The 19,323-nt window shown below is 69.1% G+C and carries 16 protein-coding genes; 9 read left to right on the top strand and 7 right to left on the bottom strand.

The window, feature by feature from the left end; genetic code table 11:
• The first annotated feature begins 43 nt into the window (after window positions 1-43).
• Window positions 44-472: a GNAT family N-acetyltransferase gene (locus QLQ12_RS18715; protein ID WP_282761465.1), complete on the top strand. Its 429-nt coding sequence runs from the start codon at window positions 44-46 to the stop codon at window positions 470-472.
• Window positions 473-741: 269 nt separating this feature from the next.
• Here the strand turns inward: QLQ12_RS18715 and QLQ12_RS18710 are convergent, their stop codons facing one another.
• The 3 genes from QLQ12_RS18710 to QLQ12_RS18700 form a co-directional block, all read right to left on the bottom strand.
• The gene (locus QLQ12_RS18710; protein WP_282761464.1) at window positions 742-1,608 is read right to left on the bottom strand and encodes an LLM class flavin-dependent oxidoreductase; all 867 of its coding nucleotides are present in this window, start codon (window positions 1,606-1,608) and stop codon (window positions 742-744) included.
• Window positions 1,608-3,662, bottom strand: a complete 2,055-nt coding sequence (locus QLQ12_RS18705) for a HelD family protein (RefSeq protein ID WP_282761548.1) — start codon at window positions 3,660-3,662, stop codon at window positions 1,608-1,610. Before QLQ12_RS18705 ends, QLQ12_RS18710 begins: the two co-directional genes overlap by 1 nt.
• A gap of 225 nt (window positions 3,663-3,887) precedes the next feature.
• Complete coding sequence (locus tag QLQ12_RS18700) at window positions 3,888-5,606, bottom strand: ATP-binding protein (protein ID WP_282761463.1); 1,719 nt, start codon at window positions 5,604-5,606, stop codon at window positions 3,888-3,890.
• 116 nt (window positions 5,607-5,722) lie between these two features.
• Here QLQ12_RS18700 and QLQ12_RS18695 point away from each other — a divergent pair, with 116 nt between their 5' ends.
• A complete protein-coding gene (locus QLQ12_RS18695; protein ID WP_282761462.1) occupies window positions 5,723-6,574 on the top strand; it encodes a menaquinone biosynthetic enzyme MqnA/MqnD family protein in 852 nt (283 codons plus the stop codon).
• A gap of 151 nt (window positions 6,575-6,725) precedes the next feature.
• On the top strand, window positions 6,726-8,312 hold the full coding sequence (locus QLQ12_RS18690; RefSeq protein ID WP_282761461.1) for a COG1361 family protein: 1,587 nt from the start codon (window positions 6,726-6,728) through the stop codon (window positions 8,310-8,312).
• A 96-nt stretch (window positions 8,313-8,408) separates the two neighbouring features.
• Here QLQ12_RS18690 and QLQ12_RS18685 read toward each other — a convergent pair whose 3' ends face one another.
• From QLQ12_RS18685 to QLQ12_RS18670, 4 genes are all read right to left on the bottom strand, one after another.
• Window positions 8,409-9,365 (bottom strand): aldo/keto reductase, encoded by a 957-nt coding sequence (locus QLQ12_RS18685; protein ID WP_282761460.1) that lies wholly within the window; start codon window positions 9,363-9,365, stop codon window positions 8,409-8,411.
• A 110-nt stretch (window positions 9,366-9,475) separates the two neighbouring features.
• Window positions 9,476-10,312, bottom strand: coding sequence for an SWIM zinc finger family protein (locus QLQ12_RS18680; RefSeq protein WP_282761459.1), 837 nt, complete (start codon window positions 10,310-10,312; stop codon window positions 9,476-9,478).
• Between the two features lies 1 nt (window position 10,313).
• A complete protein-coding gene (locus QLQ12_RS18675; protein ID WP_282761547.1) occupies window positions 10,314-13,322 on the bottom strand; it encodes a DEAD/DEAH box helicase in 3,009 nt (1,002 codons plus the stop codon).
• A 180-nt stretch (window positions 13,323-13,502) separates the two neighbouring features.
• Window positions 13,503-13,892, bottom strand: coding sequence for a VOC family protein (locus QLQ12_RS18670; RefSeq protein ID WP_282761458.1), 390 nt, complete (start codon window positions 13,890-13,892; stop codon window positions 13,503-13,505).
• Window positions 13,893-13,978: 86 nt separating this feature from the next.
• Between QLQ12_RS18670 and QLQ12_RS18665 the strand changes: the two genes are divergently transcribed.
• The 6 genes from QLQ12_RS18665 (at window position 13,979) to QLQ12_RS18640 (ending at window position 19,296) form a co-directional block, all read left to right on the top strand.
• On the top strand, window positions 13,979-14,758 hold the full coding sequence (locus QLQ12_RS18665) for a TetR/AcrR family transcriptional regulator (protein ID WP_282761457.1): 780 nt from the start codon (window positions 13,979-13,981) through the stop codon (window positions 14,756-14,758).
• A 46-nt stretch (window positions 14,759-14,804) separates the two neighbouring features.
• On the top strand, window positions 14,805-16,043 hold the full coding sequence (gene mqnC / locus QLQ12_RS18660; RefSeq protein WP_282761456.1) for a cyclic dehypoxanthinyl futalosine synthase: 1,239 nt from the start codon (window positions 14,805-14,807) through the stop codon (window positions 16,041-16,043).
• A gap of 360 nt (window positions 16,044-16,403) precedes the next feature.
• Window positions 16,404-17,099, top strand: a complete 696-nt coding sequence (locus tag QLQ12_RS18655; RefSeq protein WP_282761455.1) for a demethylmenaquinone methyltransferase — start codon at window positions 16,404-16,406, stop codon at window positions 17,097-17,099.
• 49 nt (window positions 17,100-17,148) lie between these two features.
• Window positions 17,149-17,409, top strand: coding sequence for a hypothetical protein (locus QLQ12_RS18650; RefSeq protein ID WP_282761454.1), 261 nt, complete (start codon window positions 17,149-17,151; stop codon window positions 17,407-17,409).
• 119 nt (window positions 17,410-17,528) lie between these two features.
• Window positions 17,529-18,824, top strand: coding sequence for a geranylgeranyl reductase family protein (locus tag QLQ12_RS18645; RefSeq protein ID WP_282761453.1), 1,296 nt, complete (start codon window positions 17,529-17,531; stop codon window positions 18,822-18,824).
• 106 nt (window positions 18,825-18,930) lie between these two features.
• Window positions 18,931-19,296 (top strand): NADH-quinone oxidoreductase subunit A, encoded by a 366-nt coding sequence (locus QLQ12_RS18640; protein ID WP_456049084.1) that lies wholly within the window; start codon window positions 18,931-18,933, stop codon window positions 19,294-19,296.
• Window positions 19,297-19,323: the final 27 nt, after the last annotated feature.

Below are 19,323 nucleotides of genomic sequence, written 5' to 3'. Positions count from 1 at the left end.
ACTTTGTGTCATAAAGTTGATGGGGTGACTCTAAGGTGGCCTCGTGGGTAACGTGATCTTGCGAGCGGCCGTGCCCGCGGAACTCCCGGCGATTCTGGAGTTCTGGCAGGTGGCGGCGGAGAACGACAGTCGTCCCGCGGACACCGGCGCCGCCATCGAGGCGCTGCATAGCCGCGACCCGGACGCACTGATCCTGGCCGTCGACGGCGACGACATCATCGGCACGGTCATCGCCGGATGGGACGGCTGGCGGTGTCACCTCTACCGGCTCGCGGTCGCCCCGCACCGTCGCCGCGAAGGCCTCGGCGGCCGCCTGATCGCCGCCGCGGAGGAGCGGTTCCGGTCCTTCGGCGGTACGCGAGCCGACGCCATGGTCCTCGACGAGAACGTGGCCGCACACGGGATCTGGGCCCGGCACGGCTACCGCAGGCAGGGCGAGTGGTCCCGCTGGGTGAAGCCCCTCACCCGGTAGGCCGGTTGCCGGAAAGCGGGCCTGTCACGACTCGCGCGTCAGTTATCCACAGCTTGGTGTGCAGGGCTGTGGATAACCCGACGACACCGGCGGCGGCGTAGCCGACCGGCCGTCCGTCGCCGATCGTGCGCCGCCCGCTCTGATCTCGTCGGCTCGAATCTGTGGGCCGACCGGGTCCACCGCTCGGCGCTGGCCCCCAGATCCGGGTGGCGACGACGGCCGCCGCCAACCCGGTCCTGCCGGCGTCCGAAATGGATCGGCTCTGTGCTCTACCGGCCCAGCGCCTTGAGGGCGGCCAGCACCTCGCCGAGGTGATCCTCGCCGAACGGCCGCAGCACGACCGTCCCGGCGCCCGCGTCGGTCAGGATCCGAACTTTCCCCGGGATGTCGGCGGCCGGGCCGACGAGGGCGAACACCTCGTCAGGGGTTACGCCGAGGAAACCGGCCTGACCGGCCAGCGCCGTCGCCCGGGTTCGCGCGGCGGCCGCCGGGTCGTCCTCGACGTGCAGGAACGCGAAGTTGATGACTTCGTGGTCCTCGGTCGCGCCGCCCCGGCGCAGGTGGGCGATGGCCTCGGCCAACTGCGGCGGGTGCAGGCCCTCGACCAGGATGGTGCCGTCCGCGACCCGGCCGGACAGCTCCAGCGAGCGCGGCCGGACCACGCCGGTGACGATCGGCGGGACCACCGCCGGCGGGTGGACCAGGCGCACCCCGTCGAGGTGCACCTCACGGCCGTCGATGGTGACCGTCTCACCTTTGAGCAGGCCGCGGACCGCCACGACGGTCTCCTCCAGCAGGGCCAGCGGAGACTTCACCGCCGCTCCGGCTTGGCGCACCCAGTCACCGACGCCGTGACCGATTCCGCACACGAGGCGACCGGGGTGGACCCGGGCCAGCGTGGCGATCTCCATGGCGAAGAGCGCGGGATTGCGGAACGGCGCGGGCGCGATGCCGATGCCGACGCGCAGCCGGGTGGTGGCGGCCAGGGCCAGGGCGGCGGCGCTGACGCCACCGTTCCAGCCGAGATCCTCCACCACCCACAGGTCGTCGGCGCCGGCCGCGTCCACGGCCGCGGCGAACTCCGGAAGCTCCTCGGGGGCGCGGTTGCAGTCGAACATCACTCCGATACGGGGCATCACGAGAGCGTAAGCGCTTCCGGCAACGGCTTCGCGTGCAGCACGGAAAGCCGGCTCACCGCCCGGGTGAGCACCACGTAGAGGCGGTTCAGGCCCTTCGGCTCGGCGGCCACGATGTCGGCCGGCTCGTGCACGATGACGTGGTCGTACTCGAGGCCCTTGACGATCATCGCAGGGACCACCATGACGCGCGCCTCGGAGTCGACGTCGTCGGGCGTCGCGTGCCCGATCCCGGCGGCGTCCAGGTGCGCGCGGAGCCGCTCCACCGCGGTGTCGGCCGCGATCACCGCGACCGAACCCTCGTGCGCCAGGGCCGCGGTCACCTCGGCCATGACGGCGCCGTCCAGGTCGGCCTCGCTCACCGCCCGGACGGCGAGATCACCGTCGCGGCGCAGCGACACCGCTTCCGGCACATTCACCCCGAGCGCCGGCAGGAGGCGGTTGGCCAGGGCCACGACAGCTTCCGGTACGCGGAAACCGACGGTCAACGGCACCACGGCCGCGTCCGGTTTGCCGAGGTGCCGCAGGATGTCACGCCAGTCGTTCGCCGCCCACGGGTCGGTGCCCTGCGCCAGGTCACCGAGCAGCGTGATCGAGCCGTGCTCGCTGCGCCGGGCGATCGCACGAGCCTGCATGGGGGAGAGGTCCTGAGCCTCGTCGATGACGACGTGACCGAAACTGGTCTCCCGCTCCAGGAGCCCCGCGGCCTCGTCGAGCAGCACCAGATCGGCCGCGCTGAACTTGGCCGACTTCGCGGTCTTCGGCGGCTTGACCCAGCGGATCGCTTCCTGCTCCTGCTCGGTGAACAGGTCACCGGCCGCAGACGGATCGGTCAGCAGAGCCGCGACCAGCGATTCCGCGGTGACGGCCGGCCAGGTCGCCTCCAGGAAGCCGGTGACCGGGCCGATCTTGCTCATCTTCCGAAGCCATGAGTCGCCCGGCGAGTTGCCGGTCCGGTACTCCGACTGGAGCTGCAGCAGGCCGACGACGCGGGCCCGGACCCGTTCGCGCCCGACCGAATACGGCAGTTCCTCGCGGCGGGCCTCGTCGATGATCCGGCGCAGCGGCTCGATGTCGATCCGCCACCGGTAGGAACCGTCCGACACCATGATCGGCTCGGTCGGCCGGGTGATCCGGTTCCACAGTGTGCGGCGGAGGGCCTCGGCTATCCGTACGTCATGTTTGATCGCCGTGGCCGTGGGTGTGTCGACCGCCTTGACCGGCGCCCGTGTGACGAGGTCGTCCAGCGTGGACTGCTGCACCTCGACCTCGCCGAGAGTCGGCAGCACCGCGGAGATGTAGGAGAGGAACGCCGTGTTCGGCCCGACGATCAGCACCTTCGACTTGCGCAGCCGCTCCCGGTGCAGATAGAGCAGGTAGGCGGCACGGTGCAGACCGACCGCTGTCTTGCCGGTGCCGGGCGCGCCCTGCACGCAGATCGAGTCGGCGAGATCGGCCCGGACCAGCTCGTCCTGCTCCGGCTGGATGGTCGCGACGATGTCACGCATCGGGCCGACGCGGGGCCGCTCGATCTCGGCGGTCAGGATGCGGCTGCTGGTGCCGAGCTCCTCGCCGCGGTCCAGATGCTCGTCCTCGAAGCTGGTCAGTTCCCCCTTGACGAACCCGAACCGGCGGCGGGTGGCGATGCCCTGCGGATCTCGCACGCTGGCCCGGTAGAAGGACCGGGAGAGCGGCGCCCGCCAGTCCAGCACCATCGGTTCACCGGCGTCGTCGGTGACGTGCCGCCGCCCGATGTGGAAGGTCTCCTTCCCGATGTCGGGGCGGTTTTCGATGCCGAGGCGGCTTCCGGTGTCGAGGCGGTTTTCGGCGTCGGGGCGGCTTTCGATGTCGAGGCGGCCGAAGAACAGTGGGGTGTCCGGGTCGTCGGCCAGCTCCTTGACCCGGCGGGCCATGTGCCGGCCGAGCTGTTCGGCGGTGTAGGAGTCCCCGGCGACCCGGTCACCGGTGGAGAACAGCGCCTGGGCGCGGTCGCGCATCCGGCGCAGCGCGGCCCGTGACGCGGTCAGATGGGTACGTTCGGCGGCGAGTTCCATGTCTAGCTCAGGGGCAGGCACAGGTCGTCCTCGGAAGGGCTGATCAGGGCTTGCTCGCGTATCCGGAGGGCGGGTAGGCCGTTCTCCGGCGCGGGGACGCCCGCTGCGGTGCATGCTCACCACGGCCGTCAAGCGGCCCTCCACGCTACGCGATTCCAGCTCCTTGTCTACCGAATAACGGTGCCCGCATGCCGCTGGGTGTGAGCTGGGCGACTGCGCCGTTGTTCAGTGAGCCGATCTGTATCGGCGTAGTGGCGAGCGCGGCGGCGCTGTGGGATGCACCTGGCCGGCGGCCTCCAGCTTGTGCAAAGCGCGCAGCACCTTCATGTAGCTCAGGCCAGTGCGCTCCTCGATGTCGCGGCGGCTCAGCTCGGAGCCGCCGGTTAAGGCCCGTAGAACGATTTCCACGTCACTTACGCCTGAGTTGAGGTCCAACGCCAGCTGCTCCTCGCGCGGAGCGAGAAGGTAGCGCGAATGACGACGCTCTCCGACGCGAACCACGATTCCACGATGAACAAGATCCGCGAGTTCGGCGGTTGCCCGGTGAGCTTCCAAGCCGAGGTTTCGCATAGAGGAATTGGTGACCGCCCGGCCTGAGCGCATCTCCGCGAGCGCTAGTTGTTGTGTGGCGGTCAGATTCTGCTGCCCCAGTTCAGCGATCCAGGCTGTTGTCTCGTCGTCCAGCAAAGTGTGCCGGGGGAGAAGGAGCTTGAATCGGGTGATGCGGTTGTGGAACTCGGGAAGAGGCGAACCGGCTCTCCGGAGCTCCCGGAGCATGGTGGGAATTCCGCTTGCGCGGTTCTCGCAGACCATGCGTCCAGTTTCAGGGAGGCGCACGTCCTGTAATAAGCGGGCGAGGACCGGGTTACGAGTAGAGGTGACCCCTTCACCACCCAGATCGTCCTCGGTGACGGCGCCAAACAGTCCACCGGGATTGGCGATGACTAGACGGTCCGAGTACAACGTGATCTGCACCGGGGTGCTGCGGGAGTAGGACGAGTAGTCACGGTGCAGAAGTGCATTGGCGATCGCCTCACGGATCACTTCTGCCGGGTAGTCGTATCGGTCAATCCGGCCGCTGCCGTCAATGAACGAACGGACCGAGGTGTTCCGGAGGACAGCGCTGACCGCCTCGTCCACGATGATGGGGACTGGACCGTCGAATGATCGGTTCTCCAAGAATCGCGGGCCGTTGGCCGGGACATCCTGGTTGGATGTGCCGGGGTACACGACCAGGGTGGCGTTCAGTTGAGGAAAGAATTGCTGAGGGTAGACGCCCAAGGTGAGGAGGGCGCCCAGCGTCGGCCGAAGGATGTTGGATGAATCTTCGGCTAGGACGTTGAGTCGGCGGAGCGCCTGCTGGCTTCCCAGATCTGCGAAGGCTCGTGGCTGCCTCTGGCGGACGCGCGCTAGAAGAAGCTGTACCTCCGTTTCGTCGAGATCAGCTGGGGTTGCGCCGGGCACGGGTTGTCTATCGTCGTCGGGCTGTCCCCGGTTCGTGTGCAGCAGATGGATCTCGAAGTCGGTCAGACGACGGTCTCCGTCGCCGCCACGGGTGAATGAACCGTTGTACTCACCGCGCGCGGCCACGTAGCAGGGTTTGAAACGGGGGTCGAGTTCCCCTACCTCAGCGATGACCACCAAGGCATCCTCGAACGGCACGATCTCGATCTCGCTGCGTACCGGCGGATGCAGATCGTCGTTGCATGCCGAAGCCAGTGCGTCGCGGATTCGGGCGGCATCGAAACCTGCAGCGGGACGGAAGCCCGACGCCTCGTCCAACCCGAGGATCACAGTCCCGCCTCGATCATTGCTGAGAGCGCTCAATGTGTCCCGAACCGACTTTGGTAGACCGCCGCCCGCAGCCTTGACCTCCACGTCGTGGAGATCAGTGCCACTGCGGCGCAGGAGTGCTATCAGGCGAGCCAGTTCTTCGGGAGTCATAAGCATCCTTGCTAAAGACTTTTGCGAAAGACTTTAGCAACTCATCGCCTGCGACGTGAGCCACCCTGCACTCCGCCGACCAGCATGCGGGACGAGATCGGGGATAACGTCGCAGCATGAGCGACAGCGTGAGTCGGCCCCGGGTCGGGCACATCCAGTTCCTGAACTGCCTGCCCATCTACTGGGGGCTGATGCGCTCGGGCGCCCTGCTCGACGTCGATCTGCACAAGGACACCCCGGAGCGGCTCAGCGCGGCTCTCGTCGCCGGCGACCTGGACATCGGGCCGATCACGCTGGTCGAGTTCCTGCGGCACACCGACGAACTGCTGCTGCTGCCCGACCTCGCGGTCGGCAGCGACGGGCCGGTCCTCTCGGTCAACCTCGTCTCCACCCGGCCTCCGGCCGAACTGGACGGGCGGCCGGTCGCGCTCGGCTCCACCTCGCGGACCGGCGTGCTGCTGGCCCAGATGCTTCTCTCCGAGAGGTACGGCGCCGAGCCCGAGTATTTCCGCTGCCCACCAGACCTGTCCCAGATGCTCATGGAGGCCGACGCCGGTGTGCTGATCGGCGATCCGGCGCTGCGCGCGATGTATGAGGCCCCCCGCCACGGCCTGCAGGTGATCGACCTGGCCGAGGAGTGGAAGGAGTGGACCGGCCTGCCCATGGTCTTCGCCGTCTGGGCGGTCCGGAAAGACTTCGCGGCCGCACACCCCGGCCTGGTCAAGGACGTGCACGAGGCGTTCCAGCGGTCGCGTGACCTATGCCTCGGCGAACTCGACGAGGTCGCCGAGTCAGCGGCCCGCTGGGAGCCGTTCGACGCGGCCACCCTCGCCAACTACTTCCGTGCCCTCGACTTCTCGCTCGGCGAGCGGCAGATCGCCGGAGTCCAGGAATTCGCCCGGCGTGCGGCGAAGCGCGGCGAGGTGCCGCCGCTGCCCGCCGGCGGTCCCGCCTTCGCCGATCTCTGATCTCACCCACCCGATGTTTGATCTTCCCTGGTCAGAGGCCTTAGGATCCGCGGGCTCCTCCGGCCGGTGACTCAGGTTCCGTCTCGCCTCGCTTCCCTGCGAGCCGCGGTACGGAACCCGGCTGGACCGACCCAGCTCGAAACGGGTGACCATGCGTCCGCACGCCGTGTTCCGTCGTCTCGCCCTGACCACCGTGGCGGCCGGGTTGACCCTGACCGGTCTGGCCCTGCCCGCTCGGGCCGCTGACGACCTGGAACTGGCCTACGTCGGCATTCTCGGCCCGGAGACGGTGACCGTCGTCAACGGTCAGTCGAAGACGGTCAGATTCGACCTCTACAACCTGGGCGCCGCGGCGGAGGACGTCGTTCTGACGTTCGGCAGCGCCGCCAGGCCGATCAGCGCGGACCTCGGGTTCACCGCGCCCGCCGGGTGCGAGCAGAACACCTGCGCCATCGGCGATCTCAAGGCGGGCGAGCGGCGCAGCGTCAAGTTCACGCTGAAACCGGCCGCCGCCGGTGCCGCGGACCCGGCGGGGAACCTCGCGCTCTCCACCTCGGTCGGCGGGCGGGCCAGCGACGAGACGTCGATCACCGTGGTACGCACCGACAAGGGCGGCGCCGACCTCGAGGTCGCCGATCTCGCCGACCTGAAGCTCGGTCCCGGCGAGTCGGCGGACGTGCCGGTGGCGATCCACAACAGCGGTAGCAAAGACGTCAAAGCGCTGGGCCTGCTGGTCATGGCACCGCTCGGGGTGACGCCGGTGCTGAATTACAGCAACTGCGAGCCCGACCGGGAGCTCGGCGGCTTCGTCTGCGTCTTCAACGAGACGCTGGCGGCCGGCGGTTCCTTCGCCCTGCCCGAAGCCACGCCGCTGCGGGTCACGGTGCCCATGGGCACTGCCGGGCCGTACGACTACCCGGTCTACGTCGCGGCGATCGGCCTCGCAGACAGATACGTGTTCGACTTCGCGAAGCGAACCGCCGGCGCGGCCGGCCGGGAGTTGGAGTTGGAGACCGTCGCCTCGGTCTCCGCCGCCGAGCCGGAAGTCGCCGACGACCTCAACAAGGACGACAACGCGGCCCTCTTCTCGGTGACCGTGCCGAAGACGAACGCGGACAGCGCGGCTGTCGGGGGCGTCTTCTCGGGGGCGGTCGGCGACAGCAGCACGGTCAAGGTGGGCGTGCGAAACCTCGGGCCGTCCGCGACCATCCCGGCGAGCGTGGGCTGGATCCAGTACGCGCATGTCAAGCTCCCGGCCGGGGTCCGGCTGACCAGGCTCGACGAGCGTTGCCTGCCGGGCACGTCGCCCACCGACATCGACGAGGATTTCGCCAACCTGCCTGACGATGTCGGCCTGGTGGACGGTGCCGGCCTGCCCGAGGGCGCCGGCCCGTCCGAGGGCGTCGACCTCTCCGGGATCACCAACCTCGTGTGCCTGGTCGTGGAGAGCGTGCCGGGCAACGGCCGTCACCTCTTCAGTCTCTCCGCCGAAATCGTGGACGCCGCCGAGTACAAGGCGGGATTCGTCAAGGTCGACGGTGGTGTGCAGGACTCGAAGAGCGGCAACGACAGGGCCGCCCTCACGGTTGAGCTGACCGCCGGTGGCGGTGGTGGCGGCCTGCCGATCACCGGCGCCCCGGCCGGTCTGGTCGGAGCCGGTGGCGCGGTGCTGCTGGTGATGGGCGTGATCGCATACCGGTCGGCGCGTCGCCGCCGGATCGTCACCGTCGTCGAGTAGCCGTTCCGGCTGCGGACCATGCGGATCTTCCGCCGCCCTCGCGAAGGAGCCGGGTGCATGCTCGGCTCCTTCGCGAGGTGACCGAGCTTGTGGTGATCAGTCGCTGAGCAGGGCGTCCAGCGCTGCCATATCCGCGACGGTGAGCTCCCAGGCGGACGCGGCGGCGTTCGCCTGGACCTGCTCGGCGCTGACGGCGCCGGCGATCACACTGGCCACCCCGGGCCGTGCGGCGAGGCCGGCGATCCCCACCTCCAGCAGGCTGCGCCCGCGCTCCGCCCCGAAGGCGGTCAAAGCCTCGATCATGTCCCAGTCGGCGCGGGCGAGCCACGACGCATACCGCTCCTGCGCCATCCGGGTGCCGGCGGGCGGCTGCTCACCACGCCGGTACTTGCCGGTGAGCAGGCCCGACTCGAGCGGGAAGAACGGCAGCAGCCCGAGCCCGAACCGCTCGCAGGCAGGGATCACCTCGGCCTCGGCCGCCCGGCTGAGCAGGCTGTACTGGTTTTGCGCACTGATGAAACGGGTCAGGTTGCCGCTGCGGGCGACCCAGTCGGCGTCGGCGATCTGCCAGCCGGAGAAGTTCGAGTTGCCCAGGTAGCGGACCTTCCCGGAGCGGACCAGGTCGTCGAGGGCCGCGAGGGTCTCCTCGATCGGCGTCGCCGGGTCGGGCTGGTGCATCTGGTAGAGGTCGATGTAATCGGTTTCCAGCCGGCGCAGTGACGCCTCGACCGCCCGGACGATGTAACGCCGGGACCCGCGCGCCTCGAAGTCGCGCCCGTTGACGCCTTCCATGTCCATACCGAACTTGCTGGCCAGCACCACCTCGTCGCGGCGGCCCTTGAGAGCGGCGCCGAGAAGCTGCTCGGAGGATCCGTGCGGCGTGCCGTAGATGTCAGCGGTGTCGAAAAGTGTGATCCCGGCGTCGAGGGCGGCGCCGACGACCTCACGGACACCGTCGGCGTCGATCTTGCGGCCGAAGTTGTTGCAGCCGATCCCGACCACGGACACGGCTAGTCCCGAGTCACCGAGGCGTCGGTAGGTCATCTCACTCATGCGATAGCTCCGAGATTGCTAGTTGTCGATAATTACGCCTGGTAGCGTGACGTAACGTCGCGTCCATCATGGACTCGCCCACGATCGGTTCGCGATGGGCGCGGCCCCGATCACTCCTCCGCCGTCTCCGATCTCCTCAGGTCGCGGTAATGCGGCCGGAGCACGTCGACCAGCGGCACGTGCCGGACCTTGACCGGCGGCGCGTCGAGAGCCCGCAGCAGCAGTTCCGGCGGAGTGCCCCCGCGAGGTGGCCGCTCCCTCAACCGTCCCAGGCTGATCGCCGGCGACCAGAAATCGGCGAGCCGGGCATCCAGCGGTTCCTCATCGACCGCCAGCGGGTCCACGGTCTCGGAGGGCTCGGGTGTGCCGCGCAACGCGTCGAGCAGTTCTTCCCGGCCGCGCCCTCGCCACGCCAGCACCAGGAACGGATCGTCGTCGAACGCCTCGGCCATCACGTAGAGCACCGCCGACCCGTGCTTGCACGGGATTCCCCAGTCGGGGCAGGAGCAGTCGATGTCCAGCCGGTCCGGGAAGAGTGGCAGGCCCAACTCGGTGAAGAGGTCCACGATCTCGTGCGGCATCTCGCCGGCGAGCAGTGCCGCACGGTACAGCGCCCGGCCGGCCAGGGCGTCGATCGCGTCGGCCCACTGTGCGTCGTCGTAGGCGGGGACACGGATCGTCACCTCGTACGGTTTCGGCCGCGAACCCTGCACCCGGGCCAGCACGCGCCCCGGCTCGAGCGCGAAGTCGATCACCTGGCCCTTGCGGGCGTAGGCCCGCCCGCGCGCCAGCCGCCCGGAATCGCAGACGCCCTCCAGCACGTCGACGAATTTCCGTGACCACCACTGCTCGCCGATCTTGCCCCGTTTCGATCGGACCGCGAGGCCGCCGTCCACCTCGATCGGGCGCCCCGCCTCGTAGAAGCGGCCGGAGTTGTCGACCGGCATGTCAGCGCACCGCCGCGGGGTCGAGCGAGAACAGTTCCCGGAGTTGGTCGGTGCTCAAATCGGTGATCCACTCCTCGCCGGTGCCGACCACCGAGGAGGCCAGTGCCTTCTTCCGCTCGATCATCGCGTCGATCTTCTCCTCCAGCGTGCCGGTGCAGATGAATTTCCGGACCTGCACGTCACGGGACTGCCCGATCCGGAACGCCCGGTCGGTGGCCTGGTCCTCGACCGCCGGGTTCCACCACCGGTCGAAATGGATGACATGGTTGGCCGCCGTCAGGTTGAGACCGGTGCCGGCAGCCTTGAGCGAGAGCAGGAACAGCATCGGCTCTCCGGCGGTCTGGAACCGCTCGACCAGATCGTCCCGGCGGGCCTTGCTCAACCCGCCGTGCAGCCACAGCACCGGGCGGTCGGTGTGCGCCGCCAGGTAGGGCTGCAGGAGTGATCCCCACTCGGCGTACTGAGTGAAGACCAGCGCTTTGTCGCCGTCGGAGACGATCTCATCGGCCAGTTCCTCCAGCCGGGCCAGCTTGCCGGACCGCCCGGGCAGCCGGGAACCGTCCTTGAGCAGATGCGCCGGGTGGTTGCAGACCTGTTTGAGTTTCATCATCGCGGCCAGCACGTTGCCGCGGCGCTGAATGCCCTCGGTGCTCTCGATCTCGGCCATCATGTCCTCGACGACCGCCTGGTAGAGGGTGGCCTGCTCGGGGGTGAGCGAGCACCACACTTTCATCTCGTTCTTCTCCGGCAGGTCCGAGATGATGTTCTTATCGGTTTTGAGCCGGCGCAGCACGAACGGCCCGGTAGCCCGTTTCAGCGCGGCGGTCGCGTCCTCGTCCTGCCGGGTCTCGATCGGCTCCTGGAACCGGCGGCGGAACCGTTTGGCCGGCCCGAGCAGCCCGGGATTGCAGAAGTCCATGATCGACCACAACTCGGCCAGGTGGTTCTCGACGGGTGTGCCGGTCAGCGCCAGCCTCGTCCGGGCCGGGATGGCGCGAACCGCCTGGGACTGCCGGGTGCCACTGTTCTTGATCGCCTGGGCCTCGTCGCAGACCACCCGGCTCCACCGGACCCCGCGCAGCGTTTCCAGGTCGCGCAGCGCCGTGCCGTAGGTGGTGATCACCAGATCGGCGCCGGCCACCGCGTCGTCGAACTCCGGCCCGCGCAGCCGGGTGCTGCCGTGGTGCACGTAGACCCGCAGGCCCGGCACGAACCGGCCGGCCTCCTTGTGCCAGTTGCTGACCAGCGACATCGGGCAGACGAGCAGCGTTTTCCCGTCACCCTGCTCGGTGAGCAGCAGGGACAGCGTCTGAGCGGTTTTGCCCAGGCCCATGTCGTCGGCGAGGATCCCGCCGAGCCCCAGACGGCCGAGGAAGTTCAGCCAGGACAAGCCCCTCTCCTGATATGGCCGGAGCGTCCCCTGGAACCCGGCCGGGGTCGGCATCGGGGTGAGCCGCTCGGCCGCCTGTCCCGAGAGCAGGTCACCGAGGTCACCGTCGGCGTCGACCTCGACCAGCGGAAGATCCTCCTCGCCGCCCTCGACCACCTGTTGCAGCAGGTCGCCCGCCGTCATCTCGCCCTCGCGGCGCCGGTTGACGGCCTTGAGCGCGGCCTTGAGCTGCCGGTCGTCGAGTTCCACCCACTGGCCGCGCACCCGGACCAGCGGAATCTTGGCGCGGGCCAGCTCGGCCAACTCGTCCGCGCTCACCGCGCCGTCGCCGATCACCAGATCGATGCGGAAGTCGACGAGCTCGGAGAGGCCGAACCCGGAGTCGGCCACCGCCCGGGACGTGCTCGTCTTCGATTTCGTGCGGGTGGTCAGTTTCAGGCCCACCGCCTTACGGCCGGCCCACGAGGGCAACTGCACGCCGAACCCGGCGGCCTGCAACAGCGGTGCCGCCTGAACCAGGAAGTCATGGGCCTCGGCGGTGCTCAGCGGCATGGCGGCCGGCCGCTGCTCGAGCAGAGCCACGTGCAGCAGCGGGAAGAGCCGGACCGCCCGGCCCAGCCCGGCGAGGAGCGTCTCGTCGGGCCGCTTGGGCAGGCCCGGAAAGCCCTCACCGTCCCAGAGGGCTTCCGCCGGCAGGTAGAGGCTCGGGTCCTCGGCCGACTGGAGTGCGAACTCCAGCGCCCACTCGTCGGTTTCCGGCGCCGGCTCGATCAGCCGAAAACTGACGCGGACCGGCCCGTTCGCCTCGTTCGCCGCGCGCATCCAGTCGTCGAGAGCCCGGCGCAGGTCACGGACCTCGCTCTCGGCGGCGCCGGGCAGGGCCGGGCCGGCGGTCAGGGCGGCGAGCCACCTGTCCGGCAGGGCGGCCTTGGGCCCCGGCCGCTGGCCCACCATGATCCGGTCCGGCAGGGCGTCGCGGGCCGCCCCGTCGAGCAGCGAGTCCAGAGCGTCCCGGACCGTGCGCCCGATGGGATGCCCGCCGGTGGCGGCCCGCACCACCGGCGGCATGCCGGCGGCGAAGTCGCGGAAGGTGACGGTGTCGGCCCCGGTGAGCACCGGGCGCCAGCGGGCCGCGGGCACGCCCGCCTCGATGACCAACTGCGGCAGCATGCGCCCGCGCCGGGCCAGGTCACACGCGTAACCGGCGAGCAGGCTCAGGTAGCGCAGCGAGGCTCCGGCCAGCCACGGGCCGTCGGGGTCGGGGTCGGCGAGCAGCCCCAGGGCCGTCATGGCCGAGTCGCCGGGCACCGACAGCGCCGGAACCGTCCAGGCGCCGAGTTTGACGCCGCGGGTCGCCGACTCGGCCTCGACGCCGGTCTCCGGCGACGGCAGGGGACCGCGGCCGGTGCTGGGCAGGGAGATCGTGACCGACTCGGTGGTGGCGGCGGCGACCGCCTCCCCGAGGGCGTCGGCGATCTGCGCGGCCGCGGTGGCGAACGGATGCGGGCGGGATCTGGCGCGGGAGGTCGAGGTCAACGGCACGCCGGGATCCTCGGCCCAGATGATGAGCCGGCCCGGACTCCCTGCCCCCGGCACCCAGCCGCCGTGCACGACGAGCACTTCCACCCCCAGAACGATTCGTCGAGATCAGGTGCTGTCTCGCGGATTACGCCTCGCGCGGGTCACGCCCGGCTTCGACGTGACCCGCGAGAGAACCTAAGGCATGTTTCACCAGGGATGGCCGGGCTGCGGCACCTGCTCCCCTCCCGGAACAGACGCTAGCGGCCCATGGGCGGAGCCTCACGAACCCGCGGGTGTGGCCCACTCGACCAGCTCATAAACGACACCGTTGGGGTCGGTCACGAGCAGCAGCCGCTCGCCCCACGGCTCCTCCCGGATGGGGAGAGTCAGCTCGACGCCCTCGGCCCGCAGCCGGGCCTGCTCGCCGTCGAGGTCGCTGACGACGAAGGCCACGATCGTGCCGGCCGCCCGCACCTCGCGCAGATGGGGCGGCAGCACCTCGAGACCGCGCTGAAGGAAGATCAGGTCGACGCCGCCGTCCTCCCGGCCGAGCGAGGCGAAGCCGTCCGCCGACATCCGTTCGGCATAACCGAAGTGGTCCACGAGAAACTTGCTCGAAGCGGCGACGTCGTCGACGGTGAGTGAGACTGCGGTTGAGGTGATCTGCACGATGGCCTCCAAGGCGGTTTCTCGATAACGAGCGGCTTCATCTGTACGCCGTATACAATACACCGTACAAGAAAGGAGCGCCACCCGTGGGCGAAGTGCGCCGGACCATCGAGCTGCTGTGGTTGCCCGAGCCGGACGAGACGGCCGAGGCCGGGGGCCGCAAACGTGGCCGCCGACCAGGCCTGACCGTCACGCGGGTGGTCGAGGCCGGGATCGCGATGGCCGACGCCGAGGGGCTGGACGCGGTCTCGATGCGGCGGGTGGCCCAAGAGCTGGGTGTCGTGCCGATGACCCTCTACACCTACGTCCCGGACAAGAACGCCCTGCTCGATCTGATGCTGGACCGGCTCTACCTGGCGATGCCGCGGGCCGGGCGGCCGGACCGGCCGTGGCGGGAGCGCCTGACCGCGGTCGCCGAGGAGAACCGCCGGCTCTACGCCGACCACCCGTGGGCGGCGAGTCTGCCCGCCAGCCGCCCGCCTCTGGGGCCGGGCCTGATGGCGAAATACGAGCACGAGCTGCGCGCCTTCGACGGCTGCGGGCTGGACGACGTCGAGCGCGACTCGGCGCTCACCTTCCTGATCGGGTTCGTGCAGTCCGCGGCGCGGACCGAGGCGGACGTGCGAAGCGCGGCGACCCGTTCCGGGGCCACCGACTACGAGTGGTGGTCCGAGCGGGGGCCGATCTTCGAGATGGTCTTCGACACACACCGCTACCCGACCGCGACCCGGGTCGGCGCCGCGGCGGGCGAGGCGCTGGGCGCGGCCTACGACCCAGGGCACGCGTATGTGTTCGGGCTGCAACGGGTGCTCGACGGGCTGGCGGTCCTGATCGAGGGCCGGGGCGCTCCGGGGGACTCCCGGTGACCCTCGCCGCTGACGGTTGACGGCCGGTGGACGTACGCTTCGGATCGTGACCGCGAATCCGGAGATCGACAGCATCCTGCAGCGCGGAGCCGACGGCGGGCGCATCACGCCCGAGGAGGCCCTGCTGCTCTACACGCAGGCCCCGTTCCACGCGCTGGGCGAGGCGGCCGACGCGGTCCGGCGCCGGCGCTTCCCCGACGGGATCGTCACCTACCTGATCGACCGGAACATCAACTACACGAACGTGTGCGTCACGGCGTGCAAGTTCTGCGCGTTCTTCCGGGCTCCCAAGCATCAGGAGGGGTGGGCCCACCCGATCGAGGAGATCCTGCACCGGGCCGGTGAGGCGGTCGATCTCGGCGCCACGCAGGTGATGCTTCAGGGCGGTCACCATCCCGACTTCGGGGTGGAGTACTACGAGGGCCTGTTCTCCGCCGTCAAGCAGGCGTACCCGCAACTCGCCATCCACTCGATCGGCCCGAGCGAGATCCTGCACATGGCCAAGGTCTCCGGCGTCTCCATCGAGGACGCGGTGATCCGGATCAAGGCCGCCGGGCTCGACTCGATCGCCGGCGCCGGCGCCGAGATGCTGCCCGATCGCCCCCGCAAGGCGATCGCCCCGCTCAAGGAGAGCGGCGCCCGCTGGCTCGAGGTGATGGCGGTCGCGCACCGGCACGGCCTTTCCTCCACCGCCACCATGATGATGGGGACGGGTGAGACGAACGCCGAGCGCATCGAGCACATCCGGATGATCCGTGACGTGCAGGACCTCGCCGTGGCCAACGGTTACCGCGACATCGGTGTGGAGGAGTCGCACGAGGTCGGCGGTTTCCGGGCCTTCATCCCGTGGACCTACCAGCCGGAGAACAACCATCTCAAGGGCCGCACCCAGGCCACCACGATGGAGTACCTGCGGTTCATCGCGGTCTCCCGGCTGTTCTTCGACAACATCGCCCACCTGCAGGCGTCCTGGCTCACCACGGGCAAGGACGTCGGCCAGCTCTCGTTGCACATGGGTGTCGACGACCTGGGCTCGATCATGCTGGAGGAGAACGTGATCTCCTCGGCCGGCGCCCGGCACCGGTCGAACCTCCAGGAGCTGATCTCGATGATCCGCACCGCGGACCGCATCCCGGCGTGGCGCGACACCTGGTACAAGCGTCTGGCCGTGCACTACACGCCCGCCGACGACCCGACCGACGACCGGGTGGTCTCGCACTTCTCCTCGATCGCCCTGCCGGGTGGCGGGGCGGGCAAGCAGCTTCCGCTGGTCGACGTCTCCTGAGCGAAGTCGACGTCTCCTGAGCGAAGTCGACGTCTCCTGAGTGAAGAAGTCGACGTCTTCTGAGTGAAGCGGTCCCTTCGGGGGGTGGCAGTCAACCGTTCGGCCAGGTTCGGATCGTCGGACCGGTGAGGCTGGGTTGCTCCTTCGTAACGAGCCCGCCGGTTGGCTGTACCGGGTCGTTCCGGCTGGTTACGTTGCCTGTGTAAGGCACCGGTAACTCAGATACGTCGCCTGCCGCGGTCAGCGTCGGTGACGAGCATTCGGACCCGACCGACGCGGTCGTATATATAACGCACAAGGCACGGGCGGGATGGGAGACCATCCCGCCCGTGCTGTTTTCCCGGGTGGCACAGTTGAGGCGTGACGCGCGCAGATCTGGACAAGCAGCCGCATGAGGTCGCCGAGATGTTCGACGGCGTGGCCCACCGGTACGACCTCACCAACACCGTCATCTCTCTCGGCCAGGACCGGGGCTGGCGCCGGGCCACCCGGACCGCTCTGGGGCTGCGCCCCGGTGAGCGGGTGCTCGACGTCGGCGCCGGCACCGGTGTCTCCACGGAGGAGTTGAGCCGTTCCGGCGCGTACGCGGTCGGCGCGGATCTCTCGGTGGGGATGCTGCGGGCCGGCCGGCGGGTCCGGGCCGAGGTGCCGCTGCTCGCCGGTGACGCGTTGAGGCTGCCGTTCGCGGACGGGGTCTTCGACGCGGTGACGATCTCCTTCGCCCTGCGTAACGTCGTGGACACGGCTGCCGCGCTGCGTGAGTTCGCCCGGGTGACCCGGCCGGGCGGGCGCCTGGTGGTCTGCGAGTTCAGCCATCCGACCAACGTGGCGTTCCGGACCGTCTACATGCAGTACCTGATGCGGTCGCTGCCGGCGGTCGCCCGGGGCGTGGCCAGCAATCCGGACGCGTACGTCTATCTCGCCGAATCGATCCGGGCCTGGCCGGACCAGCAGGGGCTGGCGGCACGGATCGCCGAGTCCGGGCCGTGGGACCGGGTGGGCTGGCGCAACCTGAGTGGCGGCATCGTGGCTCTGCATCGCGCCACCCGGGTGTAAATAGCGCATTCTCCAAACAAAGCGCGAAATGCGCTGTTTAGCTCGATTCATGACTGATATCGGACATCTGGACGACACCGACATCGACCTCGCCATCGACGACGGCGAGGCGGGCGAGCGCCGCGCCACCGAGTTGGCCACCCGGCTCCGGATGGTCGCGGCGCAGGATCCCGATCTTGCCCAGGATCTCGTCGAAGACCTGATCGTGGCGCTCGATCAGGCGATGGGCGGAACCATCCGCAAACACCTTGACGGTCCGGCGCTCGGCGTGGCGGACCGGGTCCTTCGGGCGCCTGAGCAGGGGCGTTAGTTCAGTCCAAACAATTAGGCGAACCTAAGCGCAAAGATCTTCGATTGTCGGCCTACACTCCGATCGAGGCATGCTTGTGAACTAATTCACGAGCGCCCCGGCGAGACGGAGGTTGGACCGTGAACGACCACGTAGCGAGTGGACCCGTCAGCGACGAGGCGGACGTCATCGTGGTCGGAGCCGGTCCCGGCGGTTCGGCGGCGGCCTACCACCTGGCCCGGCACGGCATGCGCGTGCTGCTCCTGGAGAAGACCGAGTTCCCCCGCGAGAAGGTGTGCGGCGACGGCCTCACGCCCCGCGCGGTGCGCCAGTTGATCCGGATGGGCATCGACACCTCCGAGAAGGCCGGCTGGCTGCAGAACCGGGGCCTGCGGGTGATCGGCGGCGGCGTCCGGCTCGAGCTGGACTGGCCCGACCTCGCCAGCTTCCCCAGCTACGGCCTGGTCCGGACCAGGATGGACTTCGACGACATGCTGGCCCGGCAGGCCGCCGAGGCCGGCGCCCTGCTGCGGACCGGGGTGAACGTCACCGGCCCGGTGATGAACGACGACGGCTACGTGATCGGCGTCGAGGCCAAGGTCGGCCCGGGGAAGGAATCGGTGCAGTTCCGTGCGCCTCTGGTGATCACGGCGGACGGCGTCTCCGGCAAGTTCCCGCTCGCCCTTGGCCTGGCGAAACGTGACGACCGGCCGCTCGGCGTGGCGGTCCGGCGTTACTACCACTCGGCGGTGAAAGCCGATGACGACTACCTGGAGTCCTGGCTGGAGCTGCGCAGCGCGCAGGATCCGGGCCGGCTCCTCCCCGGGTACGGCTGGATCTTCGGCCTGGGTGACGGCCGGGTGAACGTGGGCCTCGGCATCCTCAACTCGTCCGACGCGTTCGGCAAGACGAACTACCGCAACCTGCTCACCGACTGGCTCGGCAGCACCCCGGAGGACTGGGGTTTGCGTGACGAGGCCAATGCGGACGGCCCGACGCTGGGGGCGGCGCTCCCGATGGGCTTCAACCGCGTGCCGCACTACACCCGTGGGGTGATGCTGGTCGGCGACTCCGGGGGCATGGTCAACCCGATGAACGGCGAGGGCATCGCGTACGCGATGGAGTCCGGCGAGATGGCGGCCGAGGTGGCGGTGCAGGCTCTGGCCCGCCCGTTCGGCCCCGAGCGCGAGCGGGCCCTGCGGGCGTACCCCGCCGAGTTGAGTCTCCGGTTCGGTGGTTACTACCGGATCGGTGGGATCTTCGTGAAGCTGATCGGCAATCCGCAGATCATGCGGCTCGCCACGAAGTACGGCATGCCGCAGCCGCTGCTCATGAAGTTCGTCCTCAAGCTCCTGGCCAACCTCACCGACCCCCGGGGTGGCGACGCCATGGATCGCATCATCAACGGCCTGACCAAGGTGGCGCCCTCTGTCTGACCGGCGCGGCTCCAGGGTCGAATCGGACACAGCGGGTACCCCGACCAAAGGACTACAGAACCACAGTAACTAGTGTAAAGCGGCTGACAGTCGTACGGGAGTAGACATGACGATCAACCCTTACGTCCCGATCGTCGGGTTGCTGATCCTCGGCGCCCTTTTCGCGTTGTTCTCGGTGTCCATCGCACCCATCGTCGGGCCGAAGCGCTACAACAGGGCCAAACTCGACGCTTACGAGTGCGGGATCGAGCCGGCGCCACAACCGATCGGTGGCGGGCGGTTCCCGGTGAAGTTCTACCTGACCGCGATGCTCTTCATCATCTTCGACATCGAGACCATCTTCCTGTACCCGTGGGCCGTGTCGTTCGACGCGCTCGGTCTGTTCGGGTTCGTGGAGATGGTCTTGTTCATCCTCACCGTCTTCATCGCCTACGCGTACGTGTGGCGGCGTGGCGGCCTGAACTGGGACTAACCCCACGATTTTTTTAGGTCTTCTCAC

Origin of the sequence: Actinoplanes sandaracinus, from assembly GCF_030009775.1 — a bacterium.
GTDB classification, from domain to species: Bacteria; Actinomycetota; Actinomycetes; order Mycobacteriales; family Micromonosporaceae; genus Actinoplanes; species Actinoplanes sandaracinus.
This window is presented reverse-complemented; position numbering and strand designations above follow the sequence as displayed.

Bases quoted from the DNA above. Each gene is read 5' to 3' on its own strand.
- QLQ12_RS18710 (WP_282761464.1), bottom strand. From the start codon at position 1,608: ATGCCCCGTATCGGAGTGATGTTCGACTGCAACCGCGCCCCCGAGGAG.
- QLQ12_RS18705 (WP_282761548.1), bottom strand. From the start codon at position 3,662: ATGGAACTCGCCGCCGAACGTACCCATCTGACCGCGTCACGGGCCGCG.
- QLQ12_RS18700 (WP_282761463.1), bottom strand. From the start codon at position 5,606: ATGACTCCCGAAGAACTGGCTCGCCTGATAGCACTCCTGCGCCGCAGT.
- QLQ12_RS18695 (WP_282761462.1), top strand. From the start codon at position 5,723: ATGAGCGACAGCGTGAGTCGGCCCCGGGTCGGGCACATCCAGTTCCTG.
- QLQ12_RS18690 (WP_282761461.1), top strand. From the start codon at position 6,726: ATGCGTCCGCACGCCGTGTTCCGTCGTCTCGCCCTGACCACCGTGGCG.
- QLQ12_RS18685 (WP_282761460.1), bottom strand. From the start codon at position 9,365: ATGAGTGAGATGACCTACCGACGCCTCGGTGACTCGGGACTAGCCGTG.
- QLQ12_RS18680 (WP_282761459.1), bottom strand. From the start codon at position 10,312: ATGCCGGTCGACAACTCCGGCCGCTTCTACGAGGCGGGGCGCCCGATC.
- QLQ12_RS18650 (WP_282761454.1), top strand. From the start codon at position 17,149: ATGACTGATATCGGACATCTGGACGACACCGACATCGACCTCGCCATC.
- QLQ12_RS18640 (WP_456049084.1), top strand. From the start codon at position 18,931: ATGACGATCAACCCTTACGTCCCGATCGTCGGGTTGCTGATCCTCGGC.